General features: G+C 39.0%; 17 protein-coding genes. 13 read left to right on the forward strand and 4 right to left on the reverse strand.

What is annotated here, in order from left to right; translation table 11 throughout:
* From EWU22_RS12245 to glmS, 5 genes are all read left to right on the forward strand, one after another.
* Positions 1-1,851 (forward strand): RagB/SusD family nutrient uptake outer membrane protein, encoded by a 1,851-nt coding sequence (locus EWU22_RS12245; RefSeq protein WP_130925776.1) that lies wholly within the window; start codon positions 1-3, stop codon positions 1,849-1,851.
* 78 nt (positions 1,852-1,929) lie between these two features.
* On the forward strand, positions 1,930-5,268 hold the full coding sequence (locus EWU22_RS12250) for a VCBS repeat-containing protein (RefSeq protein ID WP_231962895.1): 3,339 nt from the start codon (positions 1,930-1,932) through the stop codon (positions 5,266-5,268).
* Positions 5,265-6,563: a vanadium-dependent haloperoxidase gene (locus EWU22_RS12255; protein ID WP_231962896.1), complete on the forward strand. Its 1,299-nt coding sequence runs from the start codon at positions 5,265-5,267 to the stop codon at positions 6,561-6,563. The genes EWU22_RS12250 and EWU22_RS12255 overlap by 4 nt, the downstream gene beginning before the upstream one ends.
* Positions 6,553-7,422: a 3-keto-disaccharide hydrolase gene (locus EWU22_RS12260; RefSeq protein WP_130925778.1), complete on the forward strand. Its 870-nt coding sequence runs from the start codon at positions 6,553-6,555 to the stop codon at positions 7,420-7,422. Before EWU22_RS12255 ends, EWU22_RS12260 begins: the two co-directional genes overlap by 11 nt.
* Positions 7,423-7,685: 263 nt before the next feature.
* Positions 7,686-9,521, forward strand: a complete 1,836-nt coding sequence (gene glmS / locus EWU22_RS12265; protein WP_130925779.1) for a glutamine--fructose-6-phosphate transaminase (isomerizing) — start codon at positions 7,686-7,688, stop codon at positions 9,519-9,521.
* Positions 9,522-9,675: 154 nt separating this feature from the next.
* Here the strand turns inward: glmS and EWU22_RS12270 are convergent, their stop codons facing one another.
* Together EWU22_RS12270 and EWU22_RS12275 are read right to left on the reverse strand one after the other, a co-directional pair.
* Positions 9,676-10,545, reverse strand: a complete 870-nt coding sequence (locus tag EWU22_RS12270) for a DUF7687 domain-containing protein (protein ID WP_231962897.1) — start codon at positions 10,543-10,545, stop codon at positions 9,676-9,678.
* Between the two features lie 7 nt (positions 10,546-10,552).
* The gene (locus tag EWU22_RS12275) at positions 10,553-10,804 is read right to left on the reverse strand and encodes a helix-turn-helix domain-containing protein (RefSeq protein WP_130925780.1); all 252 of its coding nucleotides are present in this window, start codon (positions 10,802-10,804) and stop codon (positions 10,553-10,555) included.
* Positions 10,805-10,881: 77 nt separating this feature from the next.
* Here EWU22_RS12275 and EWU22_RS12280 point away from each other — a divergent pair, with 77 nt between their 5' ends.
* A complete protein-coding gene (locus EWU22_RS12280) occupies positions 10,882-11,766 on the forward strand; it encodes a DNA adenine methylase (protein WP_130925781.1) in 885 nt (294 codons plus the stop codon).
* A 186-nt stretch (positions 11,767-11,952) separates the two neighbouring features.
* Here EWU22_RS12280 and EWU22_RS12285 read toward each other — a convergent pair whose 3' ends face one another.
* Positions 11,953-12,957: a type II TA system antitoxin MqsA family protein gene (locus EWU22_RS12285; protein WP_130925782.1), complete on the reverse strand. Its 1,005-nt coding sequence runs from the start codon at positions 12,955-12,957 to the stop codon at positions 11,953-11,955.
* A gap of 6 nt (positions 12,958-12,963) precedes the next feature.
* Complete coding sequence (locus EWU22_RS12290; protein WP_130925783.1) at positions 12,964-13,311, reverse strand: toxin; 348 nt, start codon at positions 13,309-13,311, stop codon at positions 12,964-12,966.
* A gap of 499 nt (positions 13,312-13,810) precedes the next feature.
* On the opposite strand from EWU22_RS12290, the gene EWU22_RS12295 reads away from it, so the two are divergent.
* Genes EWU22_RS12295 through EWU22_RS12325 form a run of 7 tightly spaced genes read left to right on the forward strand, consistent with a single transcriptional unit; the run spans position 13,811 to position 20,724 of the window.
* Entirely contained in the window at positions 13,811-16,264 is a 2,454-nt protein-coding gene (locus EWU22_RS12295; RefSeq protein WP_130925784.1) for a glutaminase family protein, read from the forward strand.
* Between the two features lie 5 nt (positions 16,265-16,269).
* A complete protein-coding gene (locus tag EWU22_RS12300) occupies positions 16,270-17,289 on the forward strand; it encodes a zinc-binding alcohol dehydrogenase family protein (protein ID WP_130925785.1) in 1,020 nt (339 codons plus the stop codon).
* A gap of 46 nt (positions 17,290-17,335) precedes the next feature.
* Positions 17,336-18,256, forward strand: coding sequence for an ABC transporter ATP-binding protein (locus EWU22_RS12305; RefSeq protein WP_130925786.1), 921 nt, complete (start codon positions 17,336-17,338; stop codon positions 18,254-18,256).
* Positions 18,246-19,088 carry an ABC transporter permease gene (locus EWU22_RS12310; protein ID WP_130925787.1) on the forward strand — a complete coding sequence of 281 codons (843 nt, stop codon included), beginning with the start codon at positions 18,246-18,248 and terminating at the stop codon, positions 19,086-19,088. Before EWU22_RS12305 ends, EWU22_RS12310 begins: the two co-directional genes overlap by 11 nt.
* Positions 19,088-19,774, forward strand: coding sequence for a hypothetical protein (locus EWU22_RS12315; protein WP_130925788.1), 687 nt, complete (start codon positions 19,088-19,090; stop codon positions 19,772-19,774). The genes EWU22_RS12310 and EWU22_RS12315 overlap by 1 nt, the downstream gene beginning before the upstream one ends.
* Before the next feature lie 4 nt (positions 19,775-19,778).
* On the forward strand, positions 19,779-20,423 hold the full coding sequence (locus EWU22_RS12320; protein ID WP_130925789.1) for a flavin reductase family protein: 645 nt from the start codon (positions 19,779-19,781) through the stop codon (positions 20,421-20,423).
* Complete coding sequence (locus EWU22_RS12325) at positions 20,401-20,724, forward strand: MmcQ/YjbR family DNA-binding protein (protein WP_130925790.1); 324 nt, start codon at positions 20,401-20,403, stop codon at positions 20,722-20,724. Before EWU22_RS12320 ends, EWU22_RS12325 begins: the two co-directional genes overlap by 23 nt.
* Positions 20,725-20,823: the final 99 nt, after the last annotated feature.

A 20,823-nucleotide genomic window follows, 5' to 3' on the forward strand; every position in this document is an offset into this window, starting at 1 on the left:
ATGAAAAAAAGAAACATAATCATTGCACTAGCATTATTTAGTACCGTTTTAACCAGCTGCAATGACGATTTTGTTAACACAAAGCCGCTAGACCAGCTGTCAGAATCAGTTGTTTGGACTGATCCTAACTTGGCAGAAGCTTTCGTAACAGAATTGTACGGAGGTTTGGGCAACGGTGGATTTGACGAGCAAATGCTTGCTTCTCTAACGGATGAAGCATCCTTTACTCACCCGGGACGTGGTATTACTACTATCACGGAATCACGCTCTAACCCAGCTGATATTGGTTGGGTGAATGGTACACTTAGCTGGCAAAACATGTACACCCGTATTCGTGCATGTAATTTGGCCTTGGCTAACTTGAAAAAAGCAACGACCTTCCCTACAACTCTAGTGGAGCGTTTAACAGGTGAAGCTAAATTCATGCGTGCCTATTTCTATCACCAATTAGTTCGTTACTATGGTGGTGTACCTATTGTGGATAAAGCTTATGCTTTAACGGATACCGACTTCCTAACTCAAAGAAATACCATGGAAGAATGTATCAACTTTATCGTGAAAGATTGTGATGAAGCTGCTGCTTTATTAAATGGTAAATCTTTGGCGGGTGGTAGAGGAAGTAGAGCGGCTTGTTTGGCATTAAAATCACGTATCCTTTTATACGGAGCAAGTGATTTATATGATGCAACGACAGCTAAATCTAAATCAACTGCGATGGCTGCTTTTCCTACGCCAGCTCTTTTAGCTTATACTTCTGGCGATCGTGCTGCTCGTTGGACAAAAGCCAAAGATGCTGCTAAAGCGGTATTGGATTTACCTGGATTTGGTAATGCATTAAACTTATCTGCTCCTGCAGAGAAAAATGATGCAATTACGAACTACCAAAATAACTCATTAGCTAAAAATGGCGGAGAAAAAGAACTCATCTTTGCTCGTTATTTTATCAATGCTAAGCAGGAAAATGGTGGTCGTATTGGTTTGTTCAATGGTCCAAATGGCTACCATAACTGGGCTGGAAACGCTCCTATTCAAAACTTCGTAGATGATTACGAAATGATGGATGGCTCTAAATTCTCTTGGTCTAATACTAATCATGCAGCTAGTCCATATGACAATCGTGACCCACGTTTCTATGCAACTTTATTGTATGATGGAGCTAATTGGAAACCAAGAACGGCAGACGTGGCTTCTAAAGACCCATTGAATCAAATTCAAACTGGTCAATATGAACTTTCTTCTGGATCAAGTAAGGTTTCTTATTTTGGTTTAGATACACGTAAGAGTACAGTAGAAGATTGGAATGGTAGTTATACAGGATATTATTTCCGTAAGTTTACCGATCCGAACCCTTCTATTGTAGACCAAAATACTTGGCAACAAATCCCTTGGCCTTTCTTCCGCTATACAGAAGCTGTATTGAACTATGTAGAAGCGTGTATTGAATTAGGTCAAGATGCTGAAGCCCGTACTTGGTTGAACAAAATCCGTTTCCGTTCAGGTATGCCTGCTGTAACAGAAAGCGGTAATGCCTTGCGTGAGCGTTATCGTAACGAGCGTCGTGTTGAGCTTGCCTTTGAAGAACATCGCTACCATGATGCTCGTCGCTGGATGATTGCTACCAACACCCTTGGAGCTAAGGTAAAAATCATCAATGTCTTTGGTGCTTTGAAACCTGGTAAAACAGTTACCTTATATAAGTATGATCCAAGCAGCTTTGATTACTCATATAAAGTAGTTGAAATGGATCCAGGTAAAGAAAACAGAACGTGGTTAGACAAGATGTACTTCTTGCCAATCCAACGTGATGAAATGAACCGTAATAATAAATTGGTTCAAAATCCTGGATATTAATCTAGTATATTTACAAGGAAATGGTAAAGTAGAAATGCTTTACCATTTCCTTTTTTCATTATCTATCTATATTGTCTCGTGAAGAATTATTTTGCTCTCCTGCTTGTTATCATTAGCTTTTCTTGCCAAAAGGCAAAAACAGATCTAGAGAGCAATCCTGAACCTCAACTTTTTCAATTACTCAATCCCGAGCAAAGCCATGTCAATTTTGAAAATAAAATTGAAGAAGGTTTAAACACCAATGTTCTGATGTATGAATACTTCTACAATGGAGGTGGAGTAGCTACCGGGGATTTGAATGGCGATGGAAAACAAGACATTTATTTTTCCAGTAACATGGAAAACAACCATTTGTACCTCAATCAAGGTAATCTGGTTTTTAAAGAAGTAGCCGATGTAGCTGGTGTGACGGGCAGGCCAGGTCCATGGAAAACTGGCGTTTCCATGGTGGATATCAATGGCGATAATAAATTAGATATTTACCTCTGTTATTCAGGAAATTTGCCTCCTGATAAAAAACGCAATCAATTATTCATCAATCAAGGAAATGATGCAGCTGGTGTCCCATTGTTTAAAGATGAGGCCGCTGCCTATGGTTTAGATAGCCCTGCCAACAGTACACAGGCCGTTTTCTTTGACTACGATAAAGACCAAGATCTAGACATGATTTTGGTAAATCACAATCCTAAATCACTACCCATATTAGATGAATCCAGTACCGCGGATTTACTTCGACAAGAAGACCCTAACAGCGGATTAAGATTCTTTATTCAAAAACAAAAAGGTCATTTCGAAGATATGACAACTTCCCTGGGAATTACAAGTTCCTCCCTTTCCTATGGTTTAGCCGTGGGAATCTCGGATGTCAATGCCGATGGATGGTTGGATTTCTATGTTTCCAACGACTATACTATTCCAGATTATTTATACATCAATCAACAAGGTAAAAAATTCAAAAACGTCATTCAGAAAAGCATGGGACATACCTCCCACTTTTCCATGGGAAATGACATTGCCGATATCAACAATGACGGCTTGGCGGACATATTCACCTTGGATATGTTGCCAGAAGATAATATGAGGCAAAAGAATTTGATGGCTCCAGATAATTACGAGAAATTCAATTTCAATGTGGCTGTGGGTTTTGGACATCAATACATGAGAAATATGTTGCAAGTCAACCAAGGCATTGACCCAACGACACAAGAACCTAAATTTCATGAATTGGGGCAATTGGCTGGAATCTCCAATACAGATTGGAGCTGGAGCGCCCTTTTTGCAGATTACGATAATGATGGCTGGAAAGACTTATATATCACCAATGGGTATTTGAGGGATTATACCAACTTGGATTTCCTTAAATACATGGGGGATTATGTTCAAAACAACCAAGCATCCATTCAGAGGCAAAACGTATTGGAATTAGTTCAAAAAATGCCGGCTTCCAACATCAGCAATTACATGTTTAAAAACCAGCAGAATGGCACTTTTAATTCGGTGACCAAAGCCTGGGGAATGGAAAATACCTCCAATAGTAATGGTGCTGCCTATGCTGATTTGGATGGAGATGGCGACTTGGAGCTGATTGTGAATAACATCAACAAACCTGCCTTTATTTTTGAGAATAAAAGCAATGAGCTTAAAAAAGAAAATAAAAACCTTCAAATTGAACTTCGAGGAGAAGGACTTAATACCCAAGGTCTAGGTGCCAAAATCTGGATTTATCAGGGTGGAAAAAACCAATATTTCGAACAAAACCTATATCGCGGATATCAATCGAGCGTTTCACCTTTGCTTCATGTTGGTTTAGGAAGTAAGGCACCCGATTCTCTGTTCATTGTTTGGAATTCAGGTAAATCTCAAGTGATCAAAAAGGTAACAACTGCCAAAATTACCTTAAAAGAATCTGATGCGAAGACCATTGCCTTCAAAGCTAAAAATCAAGAAAGTCCATTATTTGTTCAGGCAAAAACGTTGCAAACTTTTGAAGGTTCTCCAGATGAATTCAATGATTTTAAACGACAAACCCAAATTACCATTCCTTTATCCTATGTAGGACCTTGCCAAAGTACAGGTGATGTGAATGGAGACAAATTAGAAGATCTATTTGTTGGAAATCAGGCTGGCAAAGGAGCTACTTTGTATTTACAACAAAGCTCTGGCGAATTGAAACGAACTCCTTCGGCGATGAGTCAGGACATCGGTTTTGAGGATAGTGATGCCCAGTTTTTTGATGCTGATGGAGATGGTGACCTAGATTTATGGGTAGTCAGTGGTGGCTATGGATTGATGGAAGCCAATGATGCGAAACTGGCTGATCGCTTGTACATCAATGATGGAAAAGGAAATTTCAAAAAATCGACGGTTCCTCTACCTAGTCAAGGAGTTAGCAAATCCACTATTCAAATCATTGATATCAATCAAGATCGATTACCCGATGTATTTGTAGGCGGACGAGTCATTCCTGGAAGCTATCCCGCATGTCCTAAGTCATTTGTTCTACTCAATCAAGGTGCTGGTAAATTCAAAGATATTAGCGCGCAATTTCCTGCTATACAACAGGCAGGAATGGTGACCGATGCAGCTTGGGACGATTTAAATCAAGATGGGAAAAAAGAGCTGGTGTTGGTAGGAGAATTCATGCCGATTAAAATATTTACACTGAATAATAAAGCTTTTGAAGAAAGCACAGCTACGTTCTTCGAAAACTCTCCTCAAGGTTTATGGAATACCATTCGAATTGAAGATTTGAATCGGGATGGAAAGAAAGAAATGTTGGTAGGTAATTTAGGTCTAAACAGCCAATGGAAAGCTTCTACCGAGCAGCCCATGGAATTGCACTATAAGGATTATGACCAAAATGGCTCCATCGATCCTATTTTATGTACCTATGTCAAAGGAGAGTCTGTGCCCTTCATGACACGCGATGAATTATTGGACCAAATGAGTATCATGCGTACTCGTTTCACAGATTATCAAAGTTTTGCTGAGGCCAAATTGTCGGACATTATTACGGAAGAAGAGCAAAAAGGAGAGCAAGTTTGGAAAGCTACTGAATTAAAAACCTCCCTCTTTCAATTGAATTCTAAAGGTCAATTTGAATCAGTCAAATTACCTTGGGAAGTACAAGCCTCGCCTATTTCAGCTATTGCTATACTAGACATTGATGGCCAGCATGATCTGGATATTGTGTTAGCTGGCAATATGCATCATGCCAAATTAAGGATTGGTAAAATGGATGCCAATTCAGGTTTAATCTTAACATCCAAAGGAAACTTAAGCTATGAGGCTGTTTCTCCTCAAAAAGCAGGACTTTGGTTACAAGGCGATGTTCGGTCTATGCAGGTCTTGGGAAATCAATTGTTCATCGGGATTAACCAACGAGGTACCTTCCCATTTAAAGCGGCAAAACGATGAAAAAAATCATCCTCCTTTTATCCTTTTTGGCTTGTTGGGCTTGTCAATCTGAGTCTAAGAAAATCCAATTTTCAGGAACTGAAATAGATAAAGTAGTCCAAGAAATGACAGAAATGATGATTCATGATGTCAGCAATCCTCCCTTGGCTATGCGCTTTTTCTCTTATGCCTGTTTAGCTGGCTATCAGGTCATGACGGAAGCGGATTCTAGCCTGAATGCATTTCAATATCAATTCAATGGCTATCCTTCCTTCACAAAAGATAAACCTGTGGAAGCACCCGAGTTCACAGCTATATTGGCTATGATGGAAGTATCTCAAAAAATGCAACCTTCGGGAGGCCGAATGAAAGAATTTGAAGCGCGTTACATTGATTCTTGTCGTCAACTAGGCTTATCGGATCAAGTCATTGAAACTTCTACCCAAAAAGCCCAAGCAGTAGCCAAAGGAATTTTAGCCTATGCCAAAGCAGATGGATATAATAAGTTGAGCAATTTCCCGAAGTACACTCCCAAGAAAACAACTGGCTCATGGTACAGCACGCCTCCTGGGTATTTTCCGGCAGTTGAACCCTATTTTTACCGCATCCGAAGTTTTAGTTTAGACACAAATAAGATTGAAGAAATCCCAGCACCTGCTCCTTATTCAGAATCCAATTCCTCTAACTTCTATGCTTTAAGTAAAGCGGTTTATGAGGCAAACAAATCGGAGGCTAATTTAAAGATTGCGGCCTTTTGGGATTGTAATCCCTTTGCGCTGAATGACCAAGGCCACTTATTGATTGGCATGAAAAAAATATCCCCCGGAGCCCATTGGATGGGAATTGCAGGAATAGCAAGTGCCAAAAACAATACAAGCTTTGGGAAAAGTCTAGAAATCAGAACGGCTTTAGCCACCAGTTTGATGGATGCCTTTTGGTTATGCTGGAGAGAAAAATACCACAGTCACCGAATCCGTCCAGAAACCGCCATTCGCAAATTAATTGACCCTACTTGGAAACCCTTTTTACAAACTCCGCCATTTCCGGAATATCCAAGTGGACATTCCACAGTATCAACGACAGCGGCCATTGTTTTAACGCATTTTTTTGGCCCTCATTTTGCCTATACAGATACCGTAGAAAAACGCTATGGGATTGATGATCGTTCTTTTACTTCCTTTGAAGCAGCCGCCGAGGAGGCCAGTATTTCCCGTTTTTACGGCGGTATTCATTACATGGACGGCATACAAGCCGGACAAACCCAAGGCCGAATTTTAGGCAAACATTTTTTAACCTTATTGAAACATGAAAATTAAATTATTGCTACTTCTAAGCATCTTCGCTTTTCAATCACAAGCACAAAACGCTTCCAAGGAAGCTTGGGAATCCATGTTTAATGGTAAAGATTTGACAAATTGGACACCTAAAATCCGCAATTCTCCTACCGGAGTCAACTATGGTAATACCTTCCGCGTGGAGGATGGAAAATTGGTTGTACGCTATGATTCTGCTGCCTATCCCAATTTCGATGAGCGATTTGGTCACCTATTTTACAAGAAAAAGTTTGGCTATTACCGCATCCGTTTGAATTATCGTTTTGTAGGAGAACAGGCCATCAAAGGACCAGGTTGGGCTATCAGAAATAGTGGGATTATGGTGCATGGACAAACGGCTGAAAGCATGGGTTTGAAGCAAGACTTTCCAGTATCCATCGAGGTGCAATTATTGGGAGGAAACGGTAAGGATAAAAGAACGACCTGTAATTTGTGTACTCCGGGGACTAATGTAGAAATGAATGGCAAGTTATTTACGCCACATTGCATCAATTCCCAGTCGGAAACCTTTCATGGCGATCAGTGGGTACAAGCGGAGGTACTCGTTTTAGGAGATTCTTTGATTCGTCATTATTCCAATGGAAAAGAAGTTTTAGCTTATCAGAGACCACAAGTAGGTGGCGGAAATGTGAGTGGACAAGATGTGATTTTCGGAAAATCAGGTGAGCTTATCAAAGAAGGAAGTATTTCATTACAAAGTGAAAGCCATCCGGTGGAATTCAAGAACATTGAAATCCTAAATTTGGAAGGTTGCATGAATCCGGAGGCATTGAATTACAAGACTTATTTTGTTAAATCGAAACCAGAAGATTGTCTTTTCAAAAAGAAAAAGAAAAAATAAGCACACTAATTGACCTTTAAATAAGAAAAAAGCCTGCCCTATGGTATCATTTTAAGGAAAAATGAAGATATTGAAAAACCATTAGCGTTTATTCTAAGCCATTTAGCGAACATATAAAAAAAGTACTATTGTTGAAATTCCCAATCGGTAATTTAATACCAGTAAACTTGGTAAAATAAATGAAATTTGGGTAATTTGGCTATTTGGAAAATCACCTTCCAATAGCCTAAAGTAAAATAATTCAATTATAAATTTTATATCGCATGTGTGGAATCGTAGCATATATAGGTCATCAAGCAGCCTATCCGATCATATTAAAAGGTTTAAAAAGATTAGAATATAGGGGCTACGATAGTTCTGGAATTGCCTTATATGGTAATCAAATCGAATCCTACAAAAAGAAGGGCCGAGTAAGTGAGTTAGAAACCTGGAATGCCCCTATTTTGCAAGAAGCACATGCTGGAATTGGTCATACGCGTTGGGCAACCCACGGAGAACCCACCGATGCCAATGCCCATCCACATCAATCCAATAGTGGTAAAATCACTTTGGTGCACAATGGAATAATTGAAAACTATGCCTCATTAAAGGCTGAATTAATCCAAAAAGGCTATACGTTTAAAAGTGAAACAGACACCGAAGTATTGGTTAATTTCATTGAAGACATCCAAATCAACAACCATTCTACCTTAGAAGAGGCCATGCGCATTGCCTTGAAAAGGGTAGTTGGGGCCTATGTCATTATTGTCTTAGAAGAAGGTTATCCAGACAGATTAATTGCTGCCCGAAAAGGTAGTCCTTTGGTGATTGGTGTAGGAGAAGGAGAACACTTTTTAGCTTCGGACGCCTCGCCCATCATTGAATATACCAAGAGCGTTATTTATGTCAATGATTATGAATTGGCTATTATTTCTAAAGATGACATCATCTTAAAAAATCTAGGTAATGAGCCTGTAACACCTTATATCCAACAATTGGATATGGAGTTGGCTCAAATAGAAAAAGGAGGTTTTGATCATTTCATGTTGAAAGAAATCTTTGATCAGCCAGCCAGTTTAACGGATTGTTTACGAGGTAGACTGGATGTTGCGAGCTTAAGTTTAACCTTAGCTGGTGTAGACCAACATTTATCGGTGTTCACCCAAGCGAAACGCATCATCATTGTGGCCTGCGGAACCAGTTGGCATGCTGGCCTGATTGCCGAATACATGATCGAAACGATTTGTCGGATTCCTGTAGAGGTAGAATATGCTTCTGAGTTCCGATACCGGAACCCCATCATACATTCTGGGGATGTGATTATAGCGATCTCCCAAAGTGGTGAAACAGCTGATACATTGGTGGCGATCGAACGAGCCAAGGAACAAGGAGCCTTTATTTTTGGGGTAGTCAATGCAGTGGGGTCATCTATTGCAAGACTTTCTCATGCAGGAGCTTACACTCATGCAGGACCGGAGATTGGGGTAGCCAGTACCAAAGCCTTTACGGCACAATTAACCGTGTTGGCCATGATGGCCTTGAAAATTGGTAAAGCCAAGCAAACATTAACTGATGCCGATTACAAGCATTATTTAGTGGAACTATCTCAAATCCCAGAGAAAGTTCAGGTGATTTTATCCTCTCATGAATTGATAAAAGAAGTCGCTCAAGTTTATGCCGAAGCAAACAACTTCTTATTTTTAGGGAGAGGCTATAATTTCCCGGTAGCCTTGGAGGCAGCCTTGAAATTGAAAGAGGTGAGTTATATCCCATGTTCGGGATACCCATCGGGAGAGGTAAAACATGGCCCTATCGCCTTGGTGGACGAGACCTTACCGACTTTATTCATTGCTACCAAAGACAAATATTACGATAAGATTGTCAGCAACATTCAGGAAATCAAAGCCCGCAAAGGCAAAGTGATAGCCATCATCAATCCGGACGACACGGCCATCCGAGGCGTATCGGATCATGTGATGGAAGTCCCTGAAACCGATGAATTATTGGCGCCATTATTAACAGTCATTCCTACCCAATTAATGTCGTACTACATTGGCGTATTACGCGGATTGGATGTCGATAAGCCAAGAAATTTGGCTAAGAGTGTGACGGTGGAGTAGATCGGGAAGGGTTGACTTCGAGAGCCTCAGCCAACGTTTTTTAGCTTAAATGCTGTTCGACATGTTCCGAAGGGGCATGTAGGACGACAGATATATTCAATTAACTTTATCAGACGTCATTGAGATATAAGTCTGTCTGTATTATTGAGCGCTTTTATTGAGGTTCTGCTACAATCATAAACTCGTCTGCTGGTTCACCATATTGTGTCCATTCATTAACAAGAGAAGGTATCCGATTAATAACTTCTCTGCCAAAAATTACTTCTGTAACTAAACCCATATGCATTGAATCAATGAGTCTACATAGATATGAACGGCCACAAGTCCACCATGTGTAATAATCATCAACTACCAAATAGTGTTTGATTTCACGTCCAAGATTCGTTTTTGCTTCCCAAAGTTCCCAGCCATCCAATTGTGTTTCGTATACACCATCAGCAACCCTACTTCCAAAAGTAGTTGTATAGTAATACTCTTTTATTTCCCAAATTGCTCTTGGATCTTTGATACATGGAAAAGCACCATCTACACGTCTTGATAAAGTTCGAACAGGGAAGTCGTCAACAGTTATAGCAGTAAGTTCTCTTGGGTCATAATCGCATTGAAATGTTCCTTTGTTCGTTTCAATTAACATATTAACTAAGCCTGTTAAGAATGCATAATCTTTTTTTTCACCTGTCTGCTTGTTAAACGGCAATGGACAAGTTGGATTAAGCTTAGCCTTTTGGGAATTAAAAAGTTCTCTTGCTTCATCCTTGTTCATTAGATTGGGTTCAACGTGGTTTATTAGTAATTCGCCACGAAAGCGCATATAATCTAAAATTAATTCCCCCAATGGAGTAAGAGTTTCACCTTGAACTAATCTTGAAACATTCAACCCTTCTGAAATAAAGGTTTCAATAATTTGCTCTTTAGTCGGAATTACAAATCCTGGGCTCGGATTAACTTTTGATTTTCTCTCTGTATAACCAAGTCTTTGATTCAATAATTTAATATTTGCCCAAAACTCTAAGCCTAGGTGCATATATCGTTCATTTGGTCGCATTTAATTTTTTTTCAAATTCATTTATAAAATCCACTAGAGAAACACCTAAGCATTCAACAATCATTTTGAGTTCGATGAGATCTACTCTTCGTTCACCACTTTCAATTTTGCTAATAAATGATTGAGGCACACTTAATTTTTCAGCTAAGTGTGATTGTAGCAAATTATTTCCAACCCTTAAGCTATAAAGGGTTTCAAGTAAAATTTTATACTCTTTTGTATGAATGCTCTTTTTCACGGGATGAAAGTATATCCCAATTTAGGATAACCCAAAATAGGATATTGACATAATTGTTCTTAAGTTCGTCCAAAATTATGAATATGCAATTAACGATTGATTCTAAGTTTGCAACTTTCACGCCGCCTAAATCTCAATTATTAAAGTGGGTTGGGAATAAACAAAAGTTTGCCGGTGAGATTTCTAAGTGCTTTCCTGCTGACTTCAAAACTTTTTATGAGCCATTTCTCGGAAGTGGGGCAGTGATGGCCACTGTTGCTCCGCAAAGAGGTGTTGGTTCTGATATTTTCCAGCCGCTTGTAGAGATTTGGAAAAAGCTTAAGGAAAACCCTAACGAATTAATTGAATGGTATGCTCAAAGAAGAAATCGCATCGAAACCGAAAATCCAGTAAATGTCTATGAGGATGTTAAGGCCTCATTTAATAAAGAACACAATGGCGCAGATTTTTTATATCTAACTAGAACTTGTTATGGTGGAATAGTTAGGTTCAGAAAATCTGATGGATATATGAGCACACCCTGTGGAATTCATACCCCTATACCTGTAACTACATTTGAGAAGCGAGTTCATGAATGGAAAAATAGAATGAAAAATGTAAGTTTCATTCATGCAGATTACAGAGAGGTTTTTAGCCTTGCAAAAAAAGGCGATTTGATTTATTGTGACCCCCCATACTCTCATAGCCAAAGTATACTATACGGTGCACAAGATTTTAAATTAGATGAACTATTTATTGAAATTGATAAGGCAAAATCAAAGGGCGTTCGTGTCGCATTAAGTATTGATGGTAGCAAAAAATCTGGAAATTATTTGTGCGATCTTCCTATACCAGACAAATTATTTGAAGAAGAAATGTTCATATCATTAGGTCGATCTATGCTAAGGAGATTTCAGCTAGAGGGTCAAACACTAGAGTCAGAGTTAGTGTCTGATAGATTGCTGTTAAACTATTCCTTATAAGTTTTGGCGTCTAAATCAGTTGACCACTAAAGTTCCCTCGCTTGGCAAAGTGACAGGCAGATTACGTGGCATAAAAATATCAATACCTCATAAAATCTATTCGAAGTAGAATGATCAATTAACTGAGTCACCCGCGATTTAACCAAACACCCGTTTTAGGCTAGCATAGGCATATTAGATATGTATTCAAATCTGATTTAATTCAAACGCATATTCATAACTGATTACTTTTTTTTCTTTTTCATTTTTCTTCCAAGCTTCTTCCAAATGACTTAATTTGATAATGTCGTTAGTGTTTGTTTCTTTAAATACGCTTGCTACTTTTTCTAAAGTTTCCAATTCAATTTCTGTAAATAGATCCGCATTAAAATTTCGTTCTTTTCTTGCTTTGAACTGTTCTCCTGAGTAACCATTAGGAAATTCTGTAGTAAGAATATCTATTTCATCTTCGTTGGCTAAATACTCAAATATACTTTGAAAATTATTTGGCACAGGCCCCATATCAATGGCTTTGTAACGCACTCCACTAATGGAAAAACAACTTTGTTTAAACATTAAAAAATCGGCATAGAACAAGAGTTTGTTCATCTTGGTTTTAAATGGCGATAGTCTTTCGGAAAAATAAACCACCATTTCAGTAAACTTTTCAAAGTTAGGATTTCTGTATCCTGAATAAATATCTGCCATATGATTGCCTAATAAATATTCTTTGAAATTCAAATTGAAAATGTTTCGTTTTTTGTCGTCTGCCAGTAATTGTGCTTTCTGAATTAATCTGGTTTTGACTTTTTCATCTAACGTGCCACACAATTCCATCATATCAATAAATCTCTTTGGTTCGTCCACCATCTGAATCAATTTGGCATTTGCAACACTGGGCATTTCGCCTGCTTCATATTGACGATAACTGTTTACCCCAAAACCTAAAATCTCCGACATCTTGGCTGCTGATAAACCATACTTCTCCCTAATTCTAATTATTTCGTCTGGAAAGGGAATATTGAATTTGTCCCGATATTGGTTATATACCTGATTCATATTCACTTCATCTATTGATGTGGTGGTAAATTGTTCTCCGCTGTCCTCGCATTTATAATAATGAAAAACAATTTCAAATGTTTCCTTTCTGAAATCCATCGACCTACGTTCCTTAATCAATTTCATTTCATTACCTGTGATTGGACTTTTCATGTTGTTCTATTTTAAAGGATAGTACATTTTGTGCAGTGCCAAGTGAAAGGAAATACAGATAACATTACTACCCACTGCTCCCAATGTAACTTTTATATATACTTCCTTATTCTTGATGGTTTTGCCAAACACCCACATATAAGCACCTCCGTATAGTTTTTCTTCTAATGGGCCTTCGCTGTAATCTTTGGTTTCAAGTGCTTCCAGAATGGCTTTTCGGTCTATGGGTCGAAGTTCTAAATCTACTAGCGCTTGGGCATTTTTGCCTCTCTCGTCACGAAAGAGCACATCCCAAATCTTCATCTTTTCTTTGAAGTCTTTTAAAAAGGATGCTACTTCCGTTTCTGTGATCATACATTGGTTTGGGACTTCAAATTTACAGCTAAATTTCTAATTAAAAACTATAAAGTTGTAATTTTAAATATATTTGTGCTATATATGCAACTATAAAGTGTCTATCTAATCTACTTAAACGAACTCCCAATATTTGTTTGGAGCAAATATTACTATTTTGAAATTTCAGTTCTTTTACACTTGCCCCTAATGCACTTACCCATCCAATTTTACATAAATCAACTAGGCTTTATTTCGTTTTACAAATTCTGAAATTATACAATTTAATTTACAAATAATCCAATAGATAGATTATTTGATGAACGGTTTTGATAGCCAATTGCACAGAATTCCCACCAACGCTGTCAAGGTTTAAAACCTTGACAGCGTTAGGTGCAAACCTAGCATTTTTCAATCAAAAACAAGGGTGTCTCCCTGCAGATTATCAGTAGATCGATATTTTTTTAGCCTTTTGTAGATGCTTGGAATCTTCCTATCTTTAATTCCATAAATCTTCCCTATGAAATCATTTTTCCTGTTCGCTAGTTTAGCGTTGTTTGGCTTTTTTGCCCAAGCCCAAGTCAGTAAAGCTCCTGCCTATCCGCTCATCACCCATGACCCATACTTCAGTGTTTGGTCTTTTACAGACCAATTAAATCAATCTGTTACGCGGCATTGGACTGGCTCTGATCAATCTTTAGTGGGCCTATTGGAAGTAGACGGGAAAACCTATCAATTTCTAGGTGCCTTGCAATATCCCTCCACGGGCATTGTTGCCCATGCCGAAAATAATCAGCCGATCGAGGTGCAATACACGGAAACCAAACCGGCCGAGGATTGGATGACTTCCAACTTCAATGATACCTATTGGAATAAAGGTAAACTGCCTTTTGGCAAAGGCTGGGACAATAAATGGAATACGCCTTGGAACACCAAAAACATTTGGGTAAGACGTGCCTTTGATTTACAAGACATCGACATTGATCAATTAATCCTTCAGCTGCGCCATGATGATGACGTGGAAGTTTACCTAAACGGATATTCTGTTTATTCTTGCGAAAACTGCCATACCAAGCAATTGAAAGATTATCCACTTAGTGATATCATTAAAAGCAAGTTGAAAAAAGGCAAAAACATCTTGGCCATTCATTGCATGAATCCCGTAGGAAATTCTTGGCTGGATGCCGGTTTTGCTAATCAAACACGCTCCACTCAGTCGAACCTAGCGATACAAAACTCCGTTCAAATCACCGCTACACAGACGAGCTACCAGTTCACCTGTGGAACTGTTAAATTACAAGTAAATTTCCTTTCTCCGCTCTTAGCATCCAACCTAGATTTACTTTCAAGACCTGTTTCTTACATCAATTTTGGCATACAATCCACAGATAATAAAACGCATAAAACCAAAATCACTTTTGGCATGTCTTCGGATATAGCTAAAAATGAAAAGGAACAAATGGTCCAAGTAAGCACGGGCAAAAAAGGCAATGTTCGCTATTTGAAAACGGGGCTCAGTCAACAAAAAGTACTCAATAAAGTGGGCGACGATGTTCGAATCGACTGGGGATATGCCTATTTAGCGACTAATCAAGCTAAGCAGCAATTAAAGACGCTTTCTCAATCTCAATTGATGAGCCTTGCCGATGGCAAAAAACCTTCCAGCGAATCGGGCAGTACAGATTATCTGGTTGCCTCATGGGATGTAAACGCCACTAAATCCAATCAAAATTCGAGCATCATGCTGGCTTATGATGATTTGTATTCCATCCAGTATTTCCAGAAAAATTTACAAGCATGGTGGAAAAAGAACTTTGCCAGCATGGATGATTTGCTAGTAAGAGCTGCGCAAGAATATCCGAGTATTCTGAGTCAATGTAAAAACTTCGACAAACAGTTATATCAAGAAGCGCTTCAAGCTGGAGGAAAAGAATATGCGGAACTATGTGTAGCTGCCTACCGACAATCCCTGGCGGCACATAAATTAGTTCGAGGAGAAAAAAATGAGGTACTTTTTCCTCAAAAAGAAAACTTCAGTAATGGTTCTATTTGGACGGTGGACGTCACCTATCCTTCTGCCCCTTTGAGCCTTATCTACAATACCAAATTACTGCGTGGTATGGTGGAGCCTTTGATTTATTACAGTGAAAGTGGCCAATGGAAAAAACCTTTCCCGGCACATGACATTGGTACCTATCCTTTGGCGAATGGACAAACCTATCCGGAAGATATGCCAGTGGAAGAAGCTGGAAATATGATTCTGTTGACTGCGGCCATTTGTAAGGAAGAAAACAGCACTCAAATCGCCAAAGCACATTGGCCTACCCTAACCCGCTGGGTGGATTTTTTAGTTAAAGACGGATTAGATCCTGCCAATCAATTATGTACGGATGATTTTGCTGGACATTTGGACCGCAATGCGAATCTATCCATCAAAGCGATAGTAGGTATCGGGTCTTATGCTCAGATGGCCCGACAAATGGGTTTGAAAAGCACTGCTGACTCCATGCAAAGTATTGCTAAAAAATATGCATTAAAATGGATGGAAATGGCAGAAGAAGGAGATCATTATGCCTTGACATTCAACAAAAACAATACGTGGAGTCAAAAGTATAACCTTGTTTGGGACAAATTATTAGGACTCAATCTATTTCCGAGATATGTGTACGAAAAAGAAATGGCCTACTATTTGAAAAAACAAAACACCTATGGTTTGCCTTTGGACAGTAGAAAAACCTATACCAAAAGTGATTGGATTATGTGGACGGCCACCCTCTCAGACAAACCTGCAGAATTCAAGGCTTTGGTACATCCTATCTATCAATTCATGTTAGAAAGTCCATCGCGCGTACCTTTAAGTGACTGGCATGAAACAACTAATGGGAAACAAGTTGGTTTCCAAGCTAGAAGTGTGGTGGGTGGCTATTTCATTAAAATGTTAGAACAGCGTTGGGCCAAACATAAAAAGAAATAATAGCTATGCAAGAACTTGTTTGTACCACTCCATTTGAATGGAAATACCAAGAATCGGAAAGTCCCAAATTGAAAGATGGCATGGCTATTCTTAAGATTAAACAAGTGGGCATTTGTGGAACAGATTTGCATGCCTTTGAGGGAACACAACCTTTTTTTTCCTACCCTCGCATCTTAGGACATGAATTTGTAGGCGAAATTGTGGAAATTAGTTCTGGTTCAAAAATTCCCATTGGAGCCATCGTCAGTGTCATTCCATACTATTCTTGTGGAAAATGCGTGGCATGTCGACAAGGCAAAACCAATTGCTGTCAGACACTTAGTGTATTGGGAGTACATGAAGATGGCGCTATGAGAGAATATTTGCAAGTTCCTATTGACGCTTTGATCTATGACGAACAACTCAGCCTAGACGAATATACCTTATTAGAACCTTTGTCGATCGGTGCCCATGGGGTTCGACGAGCAGAAATAAAAAAGAATGATTGGGTCTTGGTGGTAGGAGCTGGACCTATTGGATTAGGAGTGATGGAAATGGCGCGCATTGCGGGCGGACAAGTGATAGCTTTAGACGTGAATGCGAGCAGATTAGAATTCAGTAGAAATGTTCTGGGCATTTCACAAACAATACAAGTGGGTCAAGAGGATGTGATGGCGCGTTTGCAAGAAATCACCCAGGGAGATATGCCGCAAGTCATCATTGATGCAACAGGAAATAAAAAAGCCATTGATCATAGTTTTCAGTACATGGCTCACGGAGGTAAATACATTTTGGTAGGTTTACAATTAGACCATGTTCAATTCTCCCATCCAGAATTCCACAAGCGAGAGGGAACATTAATGAGTAGTAGAAATGCCACTCGAAGCGATTTTGAATGGGTAATGGATTGTATGAAAAAAGGATTAATACATACCAAAGACTTCATTACGCACCGTACTAAATTTAAAGATGTATCTACTCATTTTGAATCCTTTTTAGATCCTGCGCAAGCGGTAATCAAGGCGGTTGTTGAGTTTAATTCTTAAAACAATATAAAGGGAATGCTAGTTAGAAAAGCATATTCCATCCTACATGCCTGAGTCCGTCATATCCATACAACACCTTTCCAAAAGCTTTGGCTCATTTCAGGCAGTTAAAGATGTTAGCTTTCAGGTCTTCCAAGGGGATGTTTTTGGATTTCTCGGACCCAATGGGGCAGGAAAAAGTACCAGCATGCGTTGCATGCTTTCTTTGATAAATGCCGACTCTGGAGATATTCGTTTATTTGGTTTGCCAATCAAAGACCATCGGGAGGACATTTTACGCAGGACAGGCAGCATTGTCGAAAAACCTGATTTTTATAAATACCTAAGTGCTTTTCGAAATCTGGATATTTTCGCCCGAATTTCAGGAACCAATTCCAGCAAAAAAGAAATTTATGCTATGTTGGATTTTGTGGGATTGAATGGCCGAGAACACGACAAAGTGGGCGGTTTTTCACATGGGATGAAGCAAAGGCTGGGGATTGCTCAAACGTTGTTACATAATCCCGATTTGATCGTCTTGGATGAACCAACCACCGGACTGGATCCCCAAGGAATCATTGATATTAGAAACTTGATTTTAAGGTTAAAAGATGAACATCAAAAAACCATCTTACTTTCTTCGCATGATTTAAGTGAGATTGAAATGATTGCTAATCGGATGGTCATCATCAACAAAGGTAAATCCATGGTGGAAGGTTCGGTGAAAGAACTCATGTCGACAGAAAACCTCTTCATTCGTTTGGAAGTAGCGCCACAAGAAAAAACCATGATAGTCCTGAAAAATGCTTTTCCAGAGATTCAGATACAAGCAAAAGGAGAAAATCAATTAGAATTTCATTTGAGCCGGAATCAAGTGCCAAACATCAGTCAGCTCTTGAATTCACATGAAATTGCTATTTACTCCTTAGAGTCCAAACGCAGTTTGGAAGATTATTTTATCAAAATCGTACAGCAAGATGCTATTTAAAAGCGTATATAATGAGTTTATCAAGATTGCTGCCAAACCTAGAAGTTACCTAGGGATTGGGGCTATTACGCTGCTGGTGGGGGTGATTTTGTTCGCATTAAAATCGGATGGATTGTCGATTTTATCATTTGTCACTTCCTCATTTGAACAAACCTTAAGTTTTGAAGGCAATTTGCTCAATGGAAATCTGATAGCATTCATCATCTTACAAATGCTTTTGGTTCAAATCCCCTTATTGGTGGCCTTGGTGACTGGCGACTTGATCTCCGGAGAATTTGCCATGGGAACCATCCGTATGGTGATGACTAAACCCATTTCACGAACCACACTCCTACTCTCCAAATTCATTGCAGGAGCCGTTTATACAGCCTGCATCATTATTTGGTTAGGCATCATGGCCATGATCTTTGGAAGAATCTTTTTTGGAACGGGAGATTTGATTGTGTTGAATACTGATGGCTTGGTGATTTTACAGGAGCATGATGTATTATGGAGGTATCTCAGCGGATTTGCTGTGGCATTTTTAGCCCTATTAACAGTGGCATCTTTGTCAATATGCTTGTCCTGTTTTTCTGAAAACTCCATTGGGCCCATCGTAGCAACCATGTCCATTATTATCCTTTTCACCATCATTGGTACCTTGGAAGTTTCTGTTTTTGACTCCATTCGGCCCTATTTATTTACGACCCACATGGCTTCTTGGAGAAACTTTTTTGAAGAACCATTACCTAAAACCGAAATTATCAAATCAGTCATTATTTTGGTGGCGCATATTTTACTCTTCCTAGGCATTTCCATTTATACATTCAACAAAAAAGACATCAGCGCTTAATGAAAATCCTCTTAACCATCAGTCTTTTTATCTGCACGCTTTTCCAAGTAATAGGACAAGATGCGCAAAAAACCATCCAGGCACTTCAGCAAAAATGGAGCCTAGTCAAGGATTATGCGGTAGACCTGAATATTAAATCGAATATCCCTTTGATCAAAATACTTCCAGTAAATGCTACTTTGTATTTTAAGCAAAAAGATCAATTTCATTTGAAATCAAAGGGCATCGCTATTTTACCCAAAAAAGGCTTTGGTGATTTGGCACAATTGTTGGCTCATCAAGATCAATTCAACGCCATCAGTACAGGCAAAGAATTGATCAAAAACAAGGAAACGGAAATCATCACCTTGTTACCTAATGGAGATAGCGAAGATGTTATTTTGGCCAAATTGTGGATAGATAAAAGCAATAACTTGGTACTGAAATCTCAGATTACTTCCAGAAGCAATGGTACGGTTAGCACCGATTATGTCTACGGATCTGAGGCCAAATGGGGTTTACCTGAGCAGCTTATTTTTACGGTGGATGTCAAAAAATTTAAAGTTCCTAAAGGCGTCGTGGTAGATATCAATAAAACCCAAACGGTAGATACGCAAAAACAAGTAGCTAAAACAGGTGATATCACAGTAAAGTTTTCTAATTACAAGATCAACCAAGGAATAGCCTCCACCATTTTCAAAAATTAAATGCATGATAGCTACTCTATCCGACATCGAATCGATGGATAAATCGTTTCGAACGAATTTGATCAACCATTTAAGTGGAGCAAAAGCGGTTCATTTAATGGGAACTTATGATGAGCAGCATCAATCCAATTTAGCCATTTTTAGTAATGTAATCCACATTGGTGCTAATCCAGCCATGTTGGGCGTCTTGTTTCGACCTGTTGGCGCTGATAGTCATAGCTATAAAAACATTCAGGCCAACAAGCGATTTACACTTAATCAAATTCCCCTTTCCATGGTTCAGCAGGCCCATCAGACCTCTGCTAGATATCCATTGCGTACATCTGAATTTGAAGCATGTGGCATAGAAGAAGAGAGAATCTCTGAATTTGATGGGCCTTTTGTTAAGAATAGTTTAGTCAAAATAGGATTAACATGGGAAGAAGAACATTTGATTAAATCAAACCAAACCATTTTAATAGTCGGCAAAATCCAATATATTTCCATTCAAGATTCCATTCTTCTCCCCGATGGCCATATTGATTTGGATGTCGCCCAAAGTGTAAGTGCAGGAGGATTGGACACTTATTATCAAGTAAAGAAATTGGCTCAATTCCCTTATGCCAAGGTTTTGGCAGATGCATCCCATGAACCTAGAAGAAATTCGTGATTACGCGCTGAGTCTACCACAGACAGAAGAAAGCCTCCCATTCGGACCGGATAATTTGGTTTTCAAGGTCAACAATAAAATGTTTTTGTTGCTCTCCTTGGATGAAATCCCTGTGAGATTTAATGTTAAATGTGACCCAGATCGGGCAATTGAACTAAGAGAAGAATTTCCAGATAGTGTTCTTCCAGGTTATCATATGAACAAAAAGCATTGGAATACCATTGTAGTCAATGGCCAACTAACTTTCGCCACCTTGAAAGAAATGATTTCGGATTCTTACTCCTTGGTTTTGAAAAAATAATCCTTCGCTCCGGCCTAACGCTGGCAAGGTTTGGAACCTTGACAGCGTTGCGCATCACAGAGCGAACGATTTAAAAAGTGATTTGTTGTCCAACAAATT

Origin of the sequence: Aquirufa nivalisilvae, from assembly GCF_004307455.1 — a bacterium.
Classification (GTDB): domain Bacteria; phylum Bacteroidota; class Bacteroidia; order Cytophagales; family Spirosomataceae; genus Aquirufa; species Aquirufa nivalisilvae.